This is a genomic window from Pseudomonas sp. S10E 269 (genome assembly GCF_002798465.1).
Lineage (GTDB): Bacteria > Pseudomonadota > Gammaproteobacteria > Pseudomonadales > Pseudomonadaceae > Aquipseudomonas > Aquipseudomonas pergaminensis.
Window position 1 is genome coordinate 3,291,913 of the sequence record NZ_PHIJ01000001.1, and the last position, 17,833, is coordinate 3,309,745.

At 59.7% G+C, this 17,833-nt stretch carries 18 protein-coding genes; 12 read left to right on the forward strand and 6 right to left on the reverse strand.

Annotated features, from left to right (window positions below):
* Positions 1–56: 56 nt before the first annotated feature.
* Entirely contained in the window at positions 57–944 is an 888-nt protein-coding gene (gene gluQRS, locus CWC48_RS15265) for a tRNA glutamyl-Q(34) synthetase GluQRS (RefSeq protein ID WP_100492143.1), read from the reverse strand.
* Between the two features lie 83 nt (positions 945–1,027).
* Complete coding sequence (gene dksA / locus CWC48_RS15270) at positions 1,028–1,471, reverse strand: RNA polymerase-binding protein DksA (protein ID WP_025857127.1); 444 nt, start codon at positions 1,469–1,471, stop codon at positions 1,028–1,030.
* 319 nt (positions 1,472–1,790) lie between these two features.
* On the opposite strand from dksA, the gene CWC48_RS15275 reads away from it, so the two are divergent.
* Both CWC48_RS15275 and sfsA read left to right on the forward strand, forming a co-directional pair.
* The gene (locus CWC48_RS15275; RefSeq protein WP_100492144.1) at positions 1,791–2,963 is read left to right on the forward strand and encodes a pyridoxal phosphate-dependent aminotransferase; all 1,173 of its coding nucleotides are present in this window, start codon (positions 1,791–1,793) and stop codon (positions 2,961–2,963) included.
* Positions 2,963–3,673, forward strand: coding sequence for a DNA/RNA nuclease SfsA (gene sfsA / locus CWC48_RS15280; RefSeq protein WP_100492145.1), 711 nt, complete (start codon positions 2,963–2,965; stop codon positions 3,671–3,673). The genes CWC48_RS15275 and sfsA overlap by 1 nt, the downstream gene beginning before the upstream one ends.
* On the opposite strand, the gene CWC48_RS15285 is transcribed toward sfsA, so the two are convergent.
* The gene (locus tag CWC48_RS15285) at positions 3,670–3,987 is read right to left on the reverse strand and encodes a Rieske (2Fe-2S) protein (protein WP_078050202.1); all 318 of its coding nucleotides are present in this window, start codon (positions 3,985–3,987) and stop codon (positions 3,670–3,672) included. The two genes, sfsA and CWC48_RS15285, sit on opposite strands and share 4 nt — an antisense overlap.
* Positions 3,988–4,145: 158 nt before the next feature.
* On the opposite strand from CWC48_RS15285, the gene CWC48_RS15290 reads away from it, so the two are divergent.
* Genes CWC48_RS15290 through CWC48_RS15300 form a run of 3 tightly spaced genes read left to right on the forward strand, consistent with a single transcriptional unit; the run spans position 4,146 to position 6,825 of the window.
* Positions 4,146–5,024, forward strand: coding sequence for a hemin ABC transporter substrate-binding protein (locus tag CWC48_RS15290; RefSeq protein WP_100492146.1), 879 nt, complete (start codon positions 4,146–4,148; stop codon positions 5,022–5,024).
* Positions 5,021–6,058 (forward strand): iron ABC transporter permease, encoded by a 1,038-nt coding sequence (locus CWC48_RS15295; protein ID WP_078050200.1) that lies wholly within the window; start codon positions 5,021–5,023, stop codon positions 6,056–6,058. The genes CWC48_RS15290 and CWC48_RS15295 overlap by 4 nt, the downstream gene beginning before the upstream one ends.
* On the forward strand, positions 6,058–6,825 hold the full coding sequence (locus tag CWC48_RS15300; RefSeq protein ID WP_078050199.1) for a heme ABC transporter ATP-binding protein: 768 nt from the start codon (positions 6,058–6,060) through the stop codon (positions 6,823–6,825). The genes CWC48_RS15295 and CWC48_RS15300 overlap by 1 nt, the downstream gene beginning before the upstream one ends.
* Positions 6,826–7,085: 260 nt before the next feature.
* On the opposite strand, the gene CWC48_RS15305 is transcribed toward CWC48_RS15300, so the two are convergent.
* The 3 genes from CWC48_RS15305 to CWC48_RS15315 all read right to left on the reverse strand — a co-directional run bounded on the left by CWC48_RS15305 (position 7,086) and on the right by CWC48_RS15315 (position 9,546).
* Positions 7,086–7,358: a TfoX/Sxy family protein gene (locus tag CWC48_RS15305; RefSeq protein WP_071490018.1), complete on the reverse strand. Its 273-nt coding sequence runs from the start codon at positions 7,356–7,358 to the stop codon at positions 7,086–7,088.
* A gap of 193 nt (positions 7,359–7,551) precedes the next feature.
* Positions 7,552–7,896, reverse strand: a complete 345-nt coding sequence (locus CWC48_RS15310) for a pentapeptide repeat-containing protein (protein WP_078050198.1) — start codon at positions 7,894–7,896, stop codon at positions 7,552–7,554.
* A gap of 93 nt (positions 7,897–7,989) precedes the next feature.
* Positions 7,990–9,546 (reverse strand): bifunctional aminoglycoside phosphotransferase/ATP-binding protein, encoded by a 1,557-nt coding sequence (locus CWC48_RS15315; RefSeq protein ID WP_078050197.1) that lies wholly within the window; start codon positions 9,544–9,546, stop codon positions 7,990–7,992.
* A 118-nt stretch (positions 9,547–9,664) separates the two neighbouring features.
* On the opposite strand from CWC48_RS15315, the gene mrcB reads away from it, so the two are divergent.
* The 7 genes from mrcB (at position 9,665) to pssA (ending at position 17,785) form a co-directional block, all read left to right on the forward strand.
* On the forward strand, positions 9,665–11,989 hold the full coding sequence (mrcB, locus tag CWC48_RS15320; RefSeq protein WP_078050196.1) for a penicillin-binding protein 1B: 2,325 nt from the start codon (positions 9,665–9,667) through the stop codon (positions 11,987–11,989).
* Positions 11,990–12,005: 16 nt separating this feature from the next.
* Positions 12,006–12,740, forward strand: a complete 735-nt coding sequence (locus CWC48_RS15325; RefSeq protein ID WP_099490967.1) for a M48 family metallopeptidase — start codon at positions 12,006–12,008, stop codon at positions 12,738–12,740.
* The gene (locus CWC48_RS15330) at positions 12,740–13,069 is read left to right on the forward strand and encodes a YqcC family protein (protein ID WP_078050194.1); all 330 of its coding nucleotides are present in this window, start codon (positions 12,740–12,742) and stop codon (positions 13,067–13,069) included. Before CWC48_RS15325 ends, CWC48_RS15330 begins: the two co-directional genes overlap by 1 nt.
* Before the next feature lie 431 nt (positions 13,070–13,500).
* Positions 13,501–15,225, forward strand: a complete 1,725-nt coding sequence (locus CWC48_RS15335; RefSeq protein ID WP_078050996.1) for an acetolactate synthase 3 large subunit — start codon at positions 13,501–13,503, stop codon at positions 15,223–15,225.
* 2 nt (positions 15,226–15,227) lie between these two features.
* Positions 15,228–15,719 carry an acetolactate synthase small subunit gene (gene ilvN, locus CWC48_RS15340; protein ID WP_003176102.1) on the forward strand — a complete coding sequence of 164 codons (492 nt, stop codon included), beginning with the start codon at positions 15,228–15,230 and terminating at the stop codon, positions 15,717–15,719.
* Positions 15,720–15,766: 47 nt separating this feature from the next.
* Positions 15,767–16,783 (forward strand): ketol-acid reductoisomerase, encoded by a 1,017-nt coding sequence (gene ilvC / locus CWC48_RS15345; protein ID WP_003176099.1) that lies wholly within the window; start codon positions 15,767–15,769, stop codon positions 16,781–16,783.
* Between the two features lie 144 nt (positions 16,784–16,927).
* Positions 16,928–17,785 (forward strand): CDP-diacylglycerol--serine O-phosphatidyltransferase, encoded by an 858-nt coding sequence (pssA, locus tag CWC48_RS15350; RefSeq protein ID WP_078050193.1) that lies wholly within the window; start codon positions 16,928–16,930, stop codon positions 17,783–17,785.
* Positions 17,786–17,833: the final 48 nt, after the last annotated feature.

Here is a 17,833-nt window from a genome sequence, read left to right on the forward strand (position 1 = left end):
CTCTGTCTAAAAACGTGCGGCGATGGTAACGGATGCTTGGCAAGCTGCAAGCGCCTTCAGCTCAATTGCGCTTCGGCCAGCGTGAGTGTGAGCGGGATCTGCGTGGCATCCCAGTGCGTAATCCCCCAATCCAGCAGTTCCCGTGGGCTGGCGTGCAACAGTTCGTCACCGGGTTGCTGGCCGAGGGCGCGCAGGGCTCTCAATAGCAAAGGCGTAGCCTGGTCGGGTGTCAACGGCGGGGAACGGTAGGATTTGCCCAGTTTATTGCCGTCCGGCTGGATGATCAGCGGCACGTGCAGGTAGCGCGGTTGGCGCAGGCCGAGCAGTTCTTGGAGGTAGAGCTGGCGTGGCGTCGAGTCCAGCAGGTCGGCACCGCGCACGATATCGGTCACACCTTGCCACGCATCGTCAAGTACGACGGCCAGTTGATAGGCGTAGAGGCCGTCGCGGCGACGGATAACGAAATCGCCTACATCGCGGCCCAGGTGCTGTCGGAATTCGCCCTGTACACGGTCGGTAAAGTGGTACTCAAGCTCAGGCACGCGTAAACGGATGGCGGCATCTTGCTGGTCGTGGCCAGCATTGCGGCATAGGCCCGGGTAGATGCCGTTGTAGGGTTCCAGTTGTTTGCGCGAGCAGGTGCAGGCGTAGGCCAGGCCGTGGTTGAACAGGTCATTAAGCACTTTGGCGTAGGCTTCATGCCGCTCGCTTTGTCGGACCAATTCACCGTCCCACTCGAAGCCATAGCTTTCCAGGGCATGCAGGATTGCCGCCTGGGCACCGGGCTCTTCGCGCGGCGGGTCGAGGTCTTCCATGCGCATCAGCCAGCGGCCTTGGTTGGCGCGGGCGTCGAGGTAGGAGGCGAGGGCGGCGACCAGGGAGCCAAAATGCAAATGGCCGCTGGGTGTGGGGGCGAAACGCCCAATATAGGTAGAGGCTGTCATGGGCCGGATACTACTGGAAATTCGGTAAACGCCAGAAACAAAAATGGGGCGTTTGCACGCCCCATTCGTTCAGCTCGGCTGGATTACTTGCCGACCTGTTTTTCCTTGATTTCGGCCAAGGTCTTGCAGTCTACGCAGAGGTCCGCGGTTGGGCGGGCTTCCAGGCGACGAATACCAATCTCGACGCCGCAGGATTCGCACCAGCCGTATTCTTCGTCCTTGATCAGCTGCAGCGTCTTGTCGATCTTCTTGATCAACTTGCGCTCGCGATCACGGGCGCGCAGTTCAAGGGCGAATTCTTCTTCCTGGCTCGCACGGTCGGCCGGGTCAGGGAAGTTGGCTGCTTCGTCCTTCATATGGTCAACCGTACGGTCGACCTCCTGCATCAAGTCCTGTTTCCACTTGTTCAGGATCTTGGTGAAGTGCTCGCGCATGGGCTCGCCCATGTACTCCTCACCTTTCTTTTCTACGTAAGGTTCGAAGCCGTTGAGGCCTTGAGTCTGCTGTTGCTTTGCTTGGGTGGACATGAATAGACCGCCTCTCACTCTTCTAATCCATTGCGCAGGATTGCAACGTCACCGACACCTGCCGGCCCTGCGGCTGCAAGCGGGCGAACTTACCAGATAGATTCGGGGTGCGCCACTCCCGGTTGTCGAGGCCCACGGCAATGGGGTTGCAAACTGCATCAGCCCGTCGTTGCTGGGTATGTGTTGCCTCGAACGTTGATTTTAGTCGTTTTGCCGGCGCTTGCCCGGCCGGCACATGCCGCCGGGCAGGCAATAGAGCATGTTTTACGGCGCGGGTTCGGTAGAATCCAGATTTTGTCCTCACCGTTAAGGAAGGCTAATGGCTCAGCCCTACAGTGCGCGCAGTCGCGCCATCGAACCTTTTCATGTCATGGCATTGCTGGCGCGGGCCAATGAGCTGCAGGCCGCCGGCCATGATGTGATCCACCTGGAAATCGGCGAGCCGGACTTCACCACCGCCGAGCCCATCATCCAGGCCGGCCAGGCAGCGTTAGCCAACGGCAAGACGCGCTACACCGCGGCCCGTGGCCTGCCGGAACTGCGCGAAGCTATCAGCGGTTTCTATCAGCAGCGCTACGGTCTCAACGTCGACCCCGAGCGCATTTTGATCACACCGGGTGGTTCTGGCGCATTGCTGCTGGCCAGCAGCTTGTTGGTGGACCCGGGCAAGCATTGGCTGCTCGCCGACCCCGGCTACCCGTGCAATCGTCACTTCCTGCGCCTGGTGGAGGGCGCAGCCCAGCTGGTGCCGGTCGGCCCAGAGGTGCGTTACCAGTTGACTGCCGACCTGGTGGCCAAGCACTGGGATCAGGACAGCGTCGGCGCGTTGGTGGCCTCCCCGGCCAACCCGACCGGGACGATCCTCACCCGTGACGAATTGGCCGGGCTCTCTGCCGCCATCAAGGCACGCAATGGCCACCTGGTGGTGGACGAGATTTACCATGGCCTCACCTACGGCACGGACGTGGCCAGCGTGCTGGAAGTCGACGACGAGGCGTTTGTGCTGAATAGTTTTTCGAAGTATTTCGGCATGACGGGCTGGCGCCTGGGTTGGCTGGTCGCGCCCCCGGCCGCAGTGGGGGAGTTGGAGAAATTGGCGCAAAACCTCTACATCAGTGCGCCAAGCATGGCCCAGCACGCGGCCCTGGCTTGTTTTACCCCGCAGACACTGAGCATTCTGGAAGAGCGCCGCGCCGAATTCGGCCGTCGTCGCGACTTCTTGCTGCCTGCCTTGCGCGAGCTGGGGTTTGGCATTGCCGTCGAGCCGGAAGGGGCGTTCTATTTGTACGCTGATATCAGCGCGTTTGGCGGTGATGCCTTCGCATTCTGCCGGCATTTCCTCGAAACCGAGCATGTGGCCTTTACCCCTGGCCTGGATTTCGGTCGCTATCAAGCGGGCCATCATGTGCGCTTTGCCTACACGCAAAACCTCGATCGGCTACAGGAGGCGGTAGAGCGAATCGCCCGTGGCTTGCGGAGCTGGCAAGGCTGATGCGCTTTAATCCTCCCCTCGAAGAAGCGCGGCTGATTCGTCGCTACAAGCGTTTTCTTACCGATATCGAAACGGTTTCCGGCGAATTCCTCACCATTCACTGCCCCAACACCGGCTCGATGCTCAATTGTATGGTTGAAGGCGGGCAGGTGTGGTTCAGTCGCTCCAATGACCCCAAGCGCAAGTTGCCCGGCACTTGGGAAATTGCCGAGACGCCTCAGGGACGCTTGGCGTGCGTGAACACGGCGCGTGCCAATCAGCTGGTCGAGGAGGCGCTGCTGGCTGGGGTCATCACTGAACTCAACGGCTTTACCGCGTTGAAGCGTGAAGTGCCATACGGTCAGGAGAAAAGCCGCATCGACTTTCGCCTGGACTATCCCGACGGCGCGGCCTACGTCGAGGTTAAAAGTGTGACCCTGGGGTTTGATGGCTCTGCGGTTGCAGCTTTTCCCGACGCAGTCACCCAGCGCGGTGCCAAGCATTTGCGCGAATTGGCCCATCTGGCGCGGGAGGGTGTGCGTGCGGTGCAGTTGTACTGCGTCAATCTCTCCGGGATTGACGCCGTGCGCCCGGCGGTTGAAATCGATGCCGGCTATGCTGCTGCCCTGCGCGAAGCCAAGGCGGCGGGGGTGGAAGTGCTGGCGTATGGCGTGCGGGTGACAGCCGAAGAAATCTGTGTGGACCGGCGCTTGGACGTGTTGATCGACTAGAGGTCGACCCACAGGCCTTGGGCGTCTTCGCGGCCGGGCAGGGCGGTGAGGCTTTGGCCGGCGCAGGGGCCGGCAATGCACTCGCCGCTCTCGATCAGGAACAGCGCGCCGTGGGTGGCGCACTGGATCAGGCTGGCGCTGGCGTCGAGAAATCGGTCGGGTTGCCATTCCAGTGGGATGCCACGATGGGGGCAGCGGTTGATGTAGAAGTAGGCAATGCCGTCCCGGCGCACGGCCAACAGCTTGCAACCGTCGATATCAAAACCGAGGCTGCAGTTGGGTGCGAGGTCGTCGGAGGGGCAGAGAAACTTCATTTCAATCCTTTTAAGTGCCTTGACGTTCAAATGCAAACAATTATCAAATGCCGGCTTCGCCCGTTAGCTGACCGGGTGCTTTATACGATGCCAGGCGGGCGTTTCCTGTCACATCGATGAGTGCTTGAGCAGCCCTGCCCTTGGAAGGAAACCCTGTTATGCGCCTGAGTGCCAGCGCTATCGCGCTTGTTGTCGGACTGCTGGTCAACCACGGGGCTCAAGCCTCTGAACTGCCACAACGCTGGGTGAGTGCCGGTGGGGCGCTGTCGGAATGGGTGACGGCCCTGGGCGGTGAGTCGAAGTTGGTGGGCGTGGATACCACCAGTCAACACCCGGCGTCACTCAAGGCGTTGCCGAGCATTGGCTATCAGCGGCAATTATCGGCGGAGGGCATTCTGAGTCTGCGCCCGCAGGTACTGGTTGGCACTGAGGAAATGGGCCCGCCGCCGGTGCTGGCGCAGATTCGCAACGCGGGTGTGCAGGTGGAAATGTTCTCGGCGCAGCCGGACCTGCCGACGTTGAAAGGCAACCTTCAGCATTTGGGCAAGTTGCTGGGTAATGAAGCCAAGGCCAACGAATTGTTTACTGGATATGAGCAGGCGTTGGACCAGCAGAAACGCTGGGTGGCCAAGGCCCAGTCCACGCAAAAGGCGCCAGGCGTGTTGCTTTTGCTCGGCCATGCAGGCGGCAAGCCACTGATCGCGGGCAAAGACACGGCGGCTGATTGGATGTTGCAACAGGCTGGCGGGCGCAACCTGGCGACCCACACTGGCTACAAGCCGTTTTCGGCGGAGTCGTTGGCAGGGTTGAGCCCGGATGTGCTGGTGTTTGCCGATCGTGCCCTGACCGGTGATGCGGCGCGGGCCGCACTGTTCAAGGAAAACCCGATTTTGGCGTCCACGCCGGCGGCCAAGAGCGGACGAGTGCTTGAGGTCGATCCCACCCTGCTGGTCGGCGGGCTTGGACCGCGCCTGCCGCAAAGTCTCGCGGACCTGTCTGCCGGCTTTTATCCGTCCCAGGCCAAGCCTGCCCCATGACCACTCTGGTTAAACCGAAGACGCTGTTTGTTGGGTTGGCGCTGCTGTGTGTATTGGCTATTTGGCTTTCGCTGGCGTTGGGGCCGGTCAGCTTGCCCTTGCTGGATACGCTCAAGGCGGCGTTGCGGTTGCTGGGCATGCCGATCGAAGCCCAAGGGCTGGAGCAAGCCGAGTTGATCCTGGGGCAGATCCGTTTGCCCCGTACGTTGCTGGGGTTGGCCGTCGGTGGTGTGTTGGCTCTGTCGGGCGTGGCAATGCAGGGGTTGTTCCGCAACCCTTTGGCTGACCCCGGGTTGGTCGGGGTGTCCAGCGGTGCCGCGTTGGGGGCGGCGGTGGCGATTGTCGGGGGTTCGATTTTCGGTGGTTTGCCGGACGCGTTCGGGCCATATCTTTTGTCACTGTGCGCATTCCTCGGTGGCCTGGGGGTTACTGCGCTGGTCTATCGACTGGGTCGACGCAACGGCCAGACCAACGTCGCGACCATGTTGCTCGCCGGCATCGCCCTGACAGCCCTCGCCAGTTCGGCAGTGGGCTTATTTACCTACCTCGCCGACGACGCCACCTTGCGTACCCTGACATTTTGGAACCTGGGCAGCCTCAACGGCGCCAGCTATTCGCGGCTATGGCCCCTGCTGCTCGTGAGTGCTGGCGTGGCGCTGTGGTTGCCGCGCCGGGCCAAAGCGCTGAATGCGTTGCTGCTCGGCGAGTCAGAGGCCAATCACCTCGGTATCGACGTGGAAGGGCTCAAGCGCGAGTTGGTCCTCTGCACGGCACTCGGTGTAGGCGCCGCAGTGGCCGCCGCGGGCATGATCGGTTTCGTCGGGCTGGTGGTACCACACCTGGTGCGTTTGCTGGCGGGGCCTGATCATCGCGTGCTGTTACCGGCGTCGGTCCTGGCGGGTGCGAGCCTGCTGTTGTTTGCCGATCTGGTTGCGCGCCTCGCCTTGGCACCGGCCGAATTGCCAATCGGTATCGTCACAGCGTTTATCGGCGCGCCGTTTTTTCTTTACCTGTTGTTGCGGGGGCGTGCCTGATGCTGCGTGTGGAAGACTTGCAGATCTGTCGCGGCCGAAAGACGGTGTTGGCAGCGGTCACGCTTGATCTACTGCCAGGCCAAGTGCTCGGTGTGCTGGGTCCCAATGGTGCGGGCAAGAGTACGTTGCTGGGGGCATTGTGCGGTGAGTTGCCACCCGACCACGGCAATGTGTGGCTGGATCAGCGCCCGTTGAGCGAGTGGAGTGGCGCGCAGCGGGCGCAGCGCCTGGCGGTATTGCCGCAGAGCTCGACGCTGGACTTCGCTTTCCGTGTAGAAGAGGTTGTTGGCATGGGGCGCTTGCCTCACCAGACCGGGCGCGTGCGTGATGACGAGATTATCGAGGCGGCCCTGCAGGCGGCAGATGTCAGCCACCTGAGCGGTCGCAGCTACCTGGCCTTGTCCGGTGGCGAGCGACAGCGGGTGCACCTGGCGCGGGTACTTGCGCAGTTATGGCCGGGCGAAGCGGGGCAAACATTGTTGCTGGATGAGCCCACTTCGATGCTGGACCCCTTGCATCAGCACACGACCTTGCAGGCCATTCGTACCTTTGCCGATCGCGGCGCAGCGGTGCTGGTGATCCTTCACGACTTGAACCTGGCTGCGCGTTACTGTGATCGTATCCTGCTGCTGGAGGCGGGTCGCCCCCACGCGCTGGATACGCCGGCGCAAGTCATGCAGCCTGAGCCGCTTAAGGCTGTATTTGGCCTGGATGTGCTTGTACAACCCCACCCGGAGCGCGGGCATCCGCTGATCATTGCGCGCTGAAATCGGCTTTTCTCTAGACGGCTTTTCCATAGGCAAAAAAAAGACCCGGCAAGAGCCGGGTCAAATAACCGTGATTAGCCTGATGAGGAGATAATCTGAGAGTCCGAACCAATGGTCTTTCAGTTATCGGCTGATCTCGCGACCAGTTGTGATAATCATAACGATTCTCATTTGAGAGTCAACATTTGTTTTTGCATGATCTCCGCGTTTTCTCAAACGGGTGTTCGTAATGCCTGTGAATGCTGGGTTTTGTGGGCGATCTAATTTTTCTGACGCGTCGATATCGCGTCCAATTGTCGGTTCAGCGCCTCCTTGCGCTCGGCCGGGATATCGTTCCAGTGCACATCCATCAACGCCCCTTCGATGGCATATAGCAGCACTTTAGAGGCGCGAAACCCGCGAGTGCGCACAGCTCTGTACGCATCGACGGCACCCAGGCGACGCAAGTCGGACGCACTGTGAATGCCCACCGCATGCAGCCACTGTGCTGACGTCTTGCCAAGGTTTTTCAGGTGTTGCAGCTCATCGTTCATCAAGCCTCCTTGCGACGGCCGAATGGTGCGGTGGGTATCGTGACCAGGCAAGCCTGAACAGGAGTGTAGCGCTCAGTAGGAAAAGCGTAGTTCTTTAGTCGGAATCGGCCTAAAGACATATAAGGATGGGGAGATCAGGCAGGCGGGATGTCCCCGGCACGCTTTCGCGAAACCGGGGCTGTTGCAGAGGGATTTAGCGAGTGCGGTAGCGCAGGCGAGTGCCGAAATTGACCGACATGAGGATTTCATCGGCGGTCAGTTCTGGCGGGAAGTAGGTCCCGGAGATCTGTGCATGGGCCAGGCTTGCACCTTCCAGCGGGCAGTCACGCAAATCCAGGCCGCGCAAATCGGCGGAGCGAAAATAGGCGTCGGTAAAATCTACGCCGCTGGCGTTCAGCTCACGCAGGTCCAACCCACGGAAGTCGCCACCGCGCATGTCGATGACGCCGTCTTTAGGGCGTTCCTGATTAAAGCCTCGAATATCGTCTTTATGCAGGAGCGAGTAGAGCGGAGTATCAAGAAGCTTGGGCTGACTCATGACGGCGACTCCTGTTGGATTTATGACGCCATTATAGTGCCACTATTGCTCGGTCGTGCGCCCTAAGTAGGCGACACGACCAAGAAATTTTTCTTACAGGCCTGGCAAGCGCTGGCGAATATGCGCCACCAATGCATCGAGGGTTCCGCTTTCATTGGTTTCGACGCGCTTGCTGAGGAGCAGTTCCTCGGCGGTCAGCGGGTCGCGATTGGCTTGCTGTTGTTCAATAACAGTCAGCGTGGCGTCGGAAGGATCGTTTTTGTCCGCCTGACGTTGTGCCAGCCAGCTGGCAATAACGGCTTGTGGGGCGTTGCAATCCAGGATCAGGAACGGCGCGCCGGTGGCTTCGGCAACCTTGGCGGCTGCATCGCGTTGTTCGCGTTTCAGGAAGGTCGCATCCAGCACAACCGGGTAACCGGCGCGCAATACCGTGTCGGCGATTTCATTCAGGCGCGCGTAGGTCGCTGCGCTGGCGTCGGCAGCGTAGATACCGGCCTGTGGCGTGTTCTCGACATGTTGTTCACCGAACAGACGCTTGCGCTCCACGTCCGAGCGCAGGCGCACGGCGCCCAAGGCTTCTACCAGGCGCATGGCCACGTGGCTTTTGCCCACGGCCGACACCCCGTGGGTAATCGCCAGGAAGCGCGACGGAATGGTGCTGTAGCTTTCCGCCAGGTTGGCGTAGTTGCGGTACTGGCGCAGGGTGGTGGCGCGTTGCACCGGGCTGGCTTCGCTCGGCATGCTGAACAGTGCGATCTTGGCGCGTACCAGGGCGCGATAGGCTTTATAGAAGTTCAGTACTTCCAGGCCTTGATAGTCGCCCGTCAATTCCAGGTACTGGCTGATAAAGCGGCGCGCCAGGGATTTGAGACCACGGTCTTCAAGGTCCATGGCCAGGAAGCCGGTATCGGCGTACACATCGGTGAAGCGGAAAGGCTCGTTGAATTCGATGCAGTCGAAGATCACCACGTGGCCATCGATCAAGGTGGCATTACCCAGGTGAATATCACCGTGGCATTCACGGGTGAAGCCTTCCTGCTTGCGCTGCGAGAACAACGGCTTGAGGCGCTCGAAGCTGCTTTCGGCCCAGGCCTGCAGTGCTTCCAGTTGTGCCAGGTCGGCCTTGTCGCTGAGGAACGGACGGATCTGCTCGAAGTTCTGGCGAACCGGTGCCATCACTTCGTCTGGAGTCCCGGCCGGGTGTTCCTGCGGCACTTTCGGCGCAGCGAGGTGGAACTGCGCGATCTGCTTGGCCATTTCATCGATGTGCGCGCTGGTCAGTTCGCCGTTGGCTTGCAGCGTGCTGAGCAGTTGGCTCTGCGGGAACTGACGCATCTTCAGTGCGTACTCGATGACCGGGCCGTCGCCACCCAACTGCGGGGCCTCGGCAGTGCCAGTGATTGGCAACACTTCAAGATACAAGTCTTCGGTCAGGCGTTGGTTGAGGCGCAGCTCTTCATTGCAGAAGTGGCCGCGCTTTTCCAGGTCGGTGAAATCCAGAAAACCGAAGTTCATCGGTTTCTTCAATTTATAAGCGTAGGGGCCCGTCAGCACGACCCAGGAAATATGGGTTTCGATGACTTGGAACGCTTCAACCGGGTGGGGGTATAAAGCCGGATTTTGCAGGGCGGCGATCAGAGACTGGCTCACGGGCGATCCTTCGGAGTCGGTGGGAAAACATGGCGGGCATTATGGCGGTTGCAGCCGGTCGTGCAAACCGCTGTCCGGCTCATGTTGATCATCAATAAAGTGCGTATAATCCGCCGCCATGACTCGAACCCGATCTCCCCGTTCCCGTAAAAAACCTCCTTCCCGTGGCCTGCGTCCCTGGCTGGGCTGGGCGCTCAAGCTAGGCCTGGTAGGCCTCGTGGTGCTCGCCGGCTTTGCGGTGTACCTCGACGCCGTGGTGCAGGAGAAGTTCTCCGGCAAGCGCTGGACCATTCCGGCCAAGGTGTACGCGCGCCCGCTTGAATTGTTCACCGGGCAGAAGCTCAGCAAGGATGACTTCCTTACCGAGCTCGACGCCTTGGGCTATCGCCGCGAACCCGTGAGCAACGGCCCGGGTGCGGCCGCCGTCAGCGGTAACACTGTCGACCTGAATACCCGCGGCTTCCAGTTCTATGAAGGCCTGGAAAAAGCCCAGCCGGTGCGCGTGCGCTTTTCTGGCGATTACGTCGCCGAGCTGTCCTCCCTCAATGGTTCGAAGCTGCCTGTGGTGCGCCTTGAGCCACTGATGATCGGTGGCATTTACCCGAAAAACCTTGAAGATCGCATCCTGATCAAACTCGATCAGGTGCCACCGTACCTGCTGGAAACCCTGGTTGCCGTTGAAGACCGTGATTTCTACCATCACTGGGGCGTCTCGCCGAAGTCGATTGCCCGCGCGGTCTGGGTGAACACCTCCGGTGGCAAGATGACCCAGGGCGGCAGTACGCTGACGCAACAATTGGTCAAGAACTTCTACCTGACCAACGAGCGCAGCCTGACCCGCAAGCTCACCGAAGCGATGATGGCGATGCTGCTGGAGCTGCACTACAGCAAGCAGGAAATCCTTGAGGCTTACCTCAACGAGGTCTTCGTTGGCCAGGATGGCCAGCGCGCGGTGCATGGTTTCGGCTTGGCCAGCCAGTTCTTCTTTGGTCAGCCGCTGTCCGAACTGAAGCTGCACCAGGTTGCGTTGCTGGTGGGCATGGTCAAGGGGCCTTCCTACTACAACCCCCGCCGCAATCCAGAGCGTGCGCTGGAGCGCCGCAACCTGGTGCTCGATGTGCTTGAACAGCAGGGTGTTGCCACGGCCGAGCAAGTGGCTGCGGCGAAGAAGATGCCGTTGGGGGTTACCACGCGCGGCAAGCTGGCGGACAGCTCGTTCCCAGGCTTCATCGATCTGGTCAAACGCCAATTGCGTGAAGATTACCGCGATGAAGACTTGACCGAAGAAGGCCTGCGGATCTTCACCAGTTTCGACCCGATCCTGCAGATGAAAGCCGAAGCGTCGGTCAATGACACCTTCAAGCGCCTGACGGGCCGCAAAGGTTCTGATGAAGTGGAAGCGGCCATGGTCGTGACCAACCCGGAGACCGGTGAAGTGCAGGCCATGATTGGCAGTCGCCAGGCCAGTTTTGCCGGGTTCAACCGTGCGCTGGATGCGGTGCGGCCGATTGGTTCGCTGGTCAAGCCTGCGGTTTACCTGACCGCACTGGAAAAGCCTAGCAAGTACACGCTCACCAGTTGGTTGTCGGATGACCCTCTGTCAGTCAAAGGTGCCGATGGCCAGGTGTGGACGCCGCAGAATTTCGATCGTCGCTCCCACGGTACGGTGTTCCTGTATCAGGGGATTGCGCATTCCTACAATATCTCTACGTCGCGACTGGGCCTTGAAGTGGGCGTGCCGAACGTCCTCAAGACGATAGCGCGGCTGGGTGTCAATCGTGAGTTCCCAGCTTTCCCGTCGATCCTGCTGGGCGCTGGCGCGATGACGCCGATGGAAGTCGCGACCATGTACCAGACCCTCGCCAACGGTGGTTTCAACACCCCCATGCGCGGGATCCGCAGTGTGTTGACCGCCGAGGGCGAGCCGCTCAAGCGCTACCCGTTCCAGATTCAGCAGCGTTTTGACGCCGGCTCCATCTACCTGATCCAGAACGCCATGCAGCGTGTGATGCGTGAAGGTACCGGGCGTTCGGTCTACAGCGTGCTGCCGGCGAACCTGACATTGGCGGGCAAGACCGGTACCAGTAACGATTCGCGTGACAGCTGGTTTGCAGGTTTCGGCCAGGATGTGCTGGCGGTGGTGTGGCTGGGGCGCGACGATAACGGCAAGACGCCGTTCACCGGTGCCACCGGTGCGCTGCAGGTCTGGACCAGCTTCATGCGCAAGGCCGATCCGCTGCCGTTGAACATGCCGCAGCCGGATAACATCGTGCAGGCGTGGATTGATCCGCACACCGGGCAGGGCTCTGATGCCAACTGTCCGGGCGCGGTGCAGATGCCGTATATTCGCGGCAGCGAACCGCCACCCGGCGCCGCATGCGGTGGCAGTGCCCCTGCTGACGCGGAATCGGTGATGGATTGGGTCAAGGGCTGGATGAATTAAGCAAAGAGGGTTTCAAGTGAACAAGTGGTGGATTCCAGCTATTACAGCTCTGGCTTTGCTCAATGGTTGCGCCAGTGTGCAGCGCGGCTCCATTCCCGTGGTGGACTCGAGCACGGCCGTGTCCAATAACGACCGGATCTCGGCCAATGGCGGTTTCCGCCAGACCGTGACCAATCGTCCCGCCCAAGCCAAGCCACAAGCCATGCCGCAGGATTCGGGCGTAGTGGTGATGGTGCCTGGCGGTGGTGCGGCCACATCGGCGCCAATCAGCGCCGAGCCGTGGACCCCTGGGCCGAGCAACTCCGCCCCGATCGATACCACGCCGATTCAGACGGCACCGGTCACCCAGGGCACCTACAACATGCCATCGACGCCGAGTGGCATTCCCTCGTCCTCCAGCGGCGGCGGCCTGTCGGCTGACGAGCAATTGGACGGGCCGGTGCTGGCCCTGTTGACCACTGCCCAGCAACAGCAGGCGGGTGGTGATCTGAACGGTGCATCGTCGAGTCTCGAACGTGCCCAGCGTGTTGCTCCGCGCGAGCCGCAAGTGTTGTACCGCCTGGCCCAGGTACGCATGGCCCAGGGTGATGCACCCCAGGCCGAGCAGTTCGCTCGTCGTGGCTTGACCCTGGCCAGCGGTCGTCCCGACCTGCAAGCCAGCTTGTGGGCGCTGATTGGCGACGCGCGTGCCGCACAAGGTGATGCTGCCGGTGCTGCCCAGGCACGCCAGAAAGCCAAGGTCAGCCTCTGATGGATGCACGTTTTCCCGCCATTGCCGAACAGTTATTGCTGATTGAGCGAGAGTTGCGCGTGCAGGGCTGGTGGGACGATGTGTCCCCCAGCGTCGAGGCGCTCAGCAGTGTCGAGCCGTTTTCGGTGGATACCCTGGATTTTCACCAGTGGCTGCAATGGATATTCCTGGTGCGCATGAAGCAGATCCTCGAACAGGACCTGCCGCTGCCCAATGCGTCGGGCATCCTGGAAATGGCCGAGATGGTCTACGCCGACCGCCCGTTGGAAAGCCTTGGCTTGCGTAATGCGCTGAAAAAGTTCGACCAATTGATCGTCGACGCTCGTTAATTGCCTGACTGCCGGTTTTTCCGGCAGTCTTGCGCACATTTCTACCGCTTGACGACATTCAGGCGAGTTTTATCCCTCCTCAGAGCCCTTTCTTCTACGTTCTCATGCGCTTAGTTGGAAAAAAGCGCAATTATTGCTTGACTTGAGGGGCCTGAAACAGAAGAATCCAAAGTCCGCTGTATCGGGACTGCCAGAAGCAGGCCCGCTCAGCAGATCATGAGGCGCACATCCGCGCCGACCTGTAACACCCGCAACGCGTTACCTCGCGCTGGGTGGGAAAAGCCCGCAACACTTGGGACGATCCCAATACTTGCTCAGTCAGTGCTGACGTAGTCGGCGACCACCGTCGCTCATGCTCTGTTGAGAAGTAAACCTATTAAGACCCGTCGGTTTTCAACGGACGGTATTCTGGCGTTTTAGAGGTGAACAACGTGGAGCTTTTATCTGGCGGTGAGATGCTCGTCCGCTTTTTGCGTGACGAAGGCGTCGACTATATCTATGGGTACCCAGGTGGTGCTCTGCTGCATGTCTACGACGCACTGTTCAAGGAACCGGCTGTTACCCACATCCTGGTTCGCCACGAACAGGCCGCGACCCATATGGCTGACGGTTATGCCCGTGCCACCGGTAAAGCCGGTGTAGTACTGGTAACGTCCGGCCCAGGCGCAACCAATGCCATTACCGGCATCGCGACTGCGTATATGGACTCCATCCCGATGGTGATCATTTCCGGCCAGGTGGCTAGCACCATGGTTGGTACCGATGCATTCCAGGAAACCGACATGATCGGTATCTCCCGGCCGATCGTGAAACACAGCTTCATGATCAAGCATGCGTCGGAAATCCCGGAAGTCATGAAAAAGGCTTTCTACCTCGCACAGTCCGGTCGCCCGGGTCCTGTGGTGGTCGATATCCCGAAAGACATGACCAACCCGGCGGAAAAATTCGAATACGTCTTCCCGAAGAAAGCCAAGCTGCGTTCCTACAGCCCAGCCGTCCGTGGGCACTCGGGGCAAATCCGCAAGGCCGCAGAAATGCTCCTGGCGGCCAAGCGTCCAGTGCTGTACTCGGGTGGTGGCGTGATTCTGGGCGGTGGTTCTGCACCGTTGACCGAGCTGGCCAAGCTGCTCAACCTGCCGGTGACCAATACCTTGATGGGCCTCGGTGCCTTCCCGGGTTCGGACCGTCAGTTCGTCGGTATGCTCGGCATGCACGGCAGCTACACCGCCAACCTGGCGATGCACCACGCCGATGTGATCCTGGCAGTGGGCGCGCGTTTCGATGACCGCGTGATCAACGGCGCGAGCAAATTCTGCCCGAATGCCAAGATCATCCATATCGACATTGACCCGGCGTCCATCTCCAAGACCATCAAGGCCGACGTGCCGATTGTAGGTCCTGTTGAAAGCGTATTGACCGAAATGGTCGCTGCACTCAAGGACATCGGCGAGACGCCAAACAAGGATTCCGTGGCCAGCTGGTGGAAGCAGATCGACGAATGGCGCGGTGATCGCGGCCTGTTCCCTTACGACAAGGGTGACGGCAGCATCATCAAGCCACAAACCGTGATCGAGACCCTGTGCGAAGTGACCAAGGGCGACGCCTTTGTGACCTCCGACGTGGGCCAGCACCAGATGTTCGCCGCGCAGTACTACAAGTTCGACAAGCCTAACCGCTGGATCAACTCCGGTGGCCTGGGCACGATGGGCTTTGGTTTCCCTGCGGCCATGGGCGTGAAGCTGAGCTTCCCGGACACCGACGTCGCGTGCGTCACCGGTGAGGGCAGCATCCAGATGAACATCCAAGAACTGTCGACGTGCCTGCAGTACGGCCTTCCGGTGAAGATTGTCTGCCTGAACAACGGCGTGCTGGGCATGGTGCGTCAATGGCAGGATATGAGCTACAACAGCCGTCACTCCCATTCCTACATGGAGTCGCTGCCGGATTTCGTAAAATTGGTTGAAGCCTATGGCCATGTCGGCATTCGCATCACCGATTTGAAAGATCTGAAGCCGAAGATGGAAGAGGCGTTCGCCATGAAGGACCGCCTGGTGTTCATCGATATTCAGGTGGATACCAGCGAGCACGTCTACCCGATGCAGATCAAAGACGGCTCTATGCGCGACATGTGGCTGAACAAGACGGAGCGTACTTAATCATGCGGCACATTATCTCCCTGCTTCTGGAGAACGAACCCGGCGCTCTGTCTCGTGTTGTCGGCCTGTTTTCGCAACGTAACTACAACATCGAAAGCCTGACCGTGGCTCCGACCGAAGACCCGACACTGTCGCGCCTGACGTTGACGACTGTTGGCCACGATGAGGTGATCGAGCAGATCACCAAGAACCTCAACAAGCTGATCGAAGTGGTCAAGCTGGTCGACCTGTCGGAAAGTGCCCACATCGAGCGCGAGCTGATGTTGGTGAAGGTCAAGGCCACGGGCGCCCAACGTGCCGAGATCAAACGCACTACCGACATTTATCGCGGGCAGATCGTCGATGTGAGCGCCAGCGTTTATACCGTTCAACTGACCGGTACAAGCGACAAGCTGGACAGCTTCATCCAGTCGATCGGGACGGCCTCGATTCTGGAAACCGTACGCAGTGGTGTCACCGGGATTGCCCGTGGCGACAAAGTACTCAGCATCTAACCCAAATTAGCGAATGGCCTTACGGCCTGGATATATAGAGGAACCTCATGAAAGTTTATTACGATAAAGATTGTGACCTGTCGATCATCCAGGGCAAGAAAGTCGCCATCATTGGCTACGGTTCCCAGGGCCACGCTCAAGCGTGCAACCTGAAAGATTCCGGCGTTGACGTGACCGTTGGCCTGCGTAAAGGCTCGGCCACTGTTGCCAAGGCTGAAGCCCACGGCTTGAAAGTGACTGACGTTGCTTCCGCCGTTGCTGCTGCCGACCTGGTCATGATCTTGACCCCGGACGAGTTCCAATCCGCGCTGTACAAGAACGAAATCGAGCCGAACATCAAGAAGGGCGCCACCCTGGCCTTCTCCCACGGCTTCGCGATTCACTACAACCAGGTAGTGCCACGCGCTGACCTGGACGTGATCATGATCGCGCCAAAAGCGCCGGGTCACACTGTACGTTCCGAGTTCGTCAAAGGCGGCGGTATCCCTGACTTGATCGCGATCTACCAGGACGCATCGGGCAACGCCAAGAACGTGGCACTGTCCTACGCTGCTGGCGTTGGTGGCGGTCGTACCGGCATCATCGAAACCACCTTCAAGGACGAGACTGAAACCGACCTGTTCGGCGAACAAGCCGTACTGTGCGGCGGTACCGTCGAACTGGTTAAAGCCGGTTTCGAAACCCTGGTTGAAGCGGGCTACGCGCCAGAAATGGCCTACTTCGAATGCCTGCACGAACTGAAGCTGATCGTTGACCTCATGTACGAAGGCGGTATCGCCAACATGAACTACTCGATCTCCAACAACGCCGAATACGGCGAGTACGTGACTGGCCCGGAAGTGATCAACGCCGAGTCCCGTCAGGCCATGCGCAACGCCCTGAAACGTATTCAGGACGGCGAATACGCCAAAATGTTCATCAGCGAAGGCGCTACCGGCTACCCTTCGATGACCGCCAAGCGTCGTAACAACGCCGCTCACGGTATCGAAGTCATCGGCGAGCAACTGCGCTCCATGATGCCGTGGATCGGTGCCAACAAGATCGTCGACAAAGCCAAGAACTAAGTCGTACGTATCAAGAGAAAACGCGGCTTAGGCCGCGTTTTTTCGTTTGGGAGGCGGGTTCTGGTATAAAGCTGCATCGTTTGCGGGCGAACACTCGCCGCAAGTATTTGTCGAATTTTTTCACACCGTTGCAAGGTAAAGTCCATGAGCGAACGTCCCGAAGAGCCAAACCAGGCTCCTGACGCCGAAAGCCTGCTACCGATCGATGAGCATGTCGAAGAAGGGCATGACGCTGAAGGCCGCAAGGTCCGGCATCGTGGCATCTATCTGCTGCCCAACCTGTTCACCACGGCGAACCTGTTTGCCGGGTTCTACTCCATCATCAACTCCATGAGCGCCCAAAGTGCGCTGGCGGCAGGCGATGCGGCGAACGCCAGCAAGTATTTTGGCTTTGCTGCAATCGCCATCTTCGTCGCCATGGTGCTCGATGGCCTGGATGGTCGAGTTGCACGCATGACCAATACGCAAAGTGCCTTCGGTGCCGAGTACGACTCGTTGTCCGACATGGTTGCGTTTGGCGTCGCCCCCGCGTTGCTGGCATTTGCCTGGGCGCTGGGTGATATGGGCAAGGTCGGCTGGATGGTTGCCTTCATCTATGTCGCGGGCGCTGCTTTGCGTCTAGCGCGCTTCAACACCCAGGTGGGGACCGCCGACAAGCGTTACTTCATCGGTTTGGCCAGCCCTGCTGCTGCAGGTGTGGTGGCGGGTATCGTCTGGGCGTTCAGTGATTACGGCATCCAGGGCTCGAAGATGTCGTTCCTGGTTGCCTTGATGGTGGCTGCCGCCGGCATGCTGATGGTCAGCAACATTAAGTACAACAGCTTCAAGGAGCTGGACCTGAAAGGGCGTGTGCCTTTCGTGGCGATTCTGGCGGTGGTGCTGGTATTCGCCGTGGTGTTCAGTGATCCGCCGCGAATCCTGTTGCTGGCGTTCCTGGTTTACGCCGCGTCGGGGCCGGTTCAGTACTTGCTGCATCTGCGCCGCGACAAAACATTGCCTTAATGTAATTTCCCCCATACTCCGCAGTCTATTGGTGCATCAGTTCTCCAA

Bases quoted from the DNA above. Each gene is read 5' to 3' on its own strand.
- gluQRS (WP_100492143.1), bottom strand. From the start codon at position 944: ATGACAGCCTCTACCTATATTGGGCGTTTCGCCCCCACACCCAGCGGC.
- dksA (WP_025857127.1), bottom strand. From the start codon at position 1,471: ATGTCCACCCAAGCAAAGCAACAGCAGACTCAAGGCCTCAACGGCTTC.
- CWC48_RS15275 (WP_100492144.1), top strand. From the start codon at position 1,791: ATGGCTCAGCCCTACAGTGCGCGCAGTCGCGCCATCGAACCTTTTCAT.
- sfsA (WP_100492145.1), top strand. From the start codon at position 2,963: ATGCGCTTTAATCCTCCCCTCGAAGAAGCGCGGCTGATTCGTCGCTAC.
- CWC48_RS15285 (WP_078050202.1), bottom strand. From the start codon at position 3,987: ATGAAGTTTCTCTGCCCCTCCGACGACCTCGCACCCAACTGCAGCCTC.
- CWC48_RS15290 (WP_100492146.1), top strand. From the start codon at position 4,146: ATGCGCCTGAGTGCCAGCGCTATCGCGCTTGTTGTCGGACTGCTGGTC.
- CWC48_RS15295 (WP_078050200.1), top strand. From the start codon at position 5,021: ATGACCACTCTGGTTAAACCGAAGACGCTGTTTGTTGGGTTGGCGCTG.
- CWC48_RS15300 (WP_078050199.1), top strand. From the start codon at position 6,058: ATGCTGCGTGTGGAAGACTTGCAGATCTGTCGCGGCCGAAAGACGGTG.
- CWC48_RS15305 (WP_071490018.1), bottom strand. From the start codon at position 7,358: ATGAACGATGAGCTGCAACACCTGAAAAACCTTGGCAAGACGTCAGCA.
- CWC48_RS15310 (WP_078050198.1), bottom strand. From the start codon at position 7,896: ATGAGTCAGCCCAAGCTTCTTGATACTCCGCTCTACTCGCTCCTGCAT.
- mrcB (WP_078050196.1), top strand. From the start codon at position 9,665: ATGACTCGAACCCGATCTCCCCGTTCCCGTAAAAAACCTCCTTCCCGT.
- CWC48_RS15330 (WP_078050194.1), top strand. From the start codon at position 12,740: ATGGATGCACGTTTTCCCGCCATTGCCGAACAGTTATTGCTGATTGAG.
- ilvN (WP_003176102.1), top strand. From the start codon at position 15,228: ATGCGGCACATTATCTCCCTGCTTCTGGAGAACGAACCCGGCGCTCTG.
- ilvC (WP_003176099.1), top strand. From the start codon at position 15,767: ATGAAAGTTTATTACGATAAAGATTGTGACCTGTCGATCATCCAGGGC.
- pssA (WP_078050193.1), top strand. From the start codon at position 16,928: ATGAGCGAACGTCCCGAAGAGCCAAACCAGGCTCCTGACGCCGAAAGC.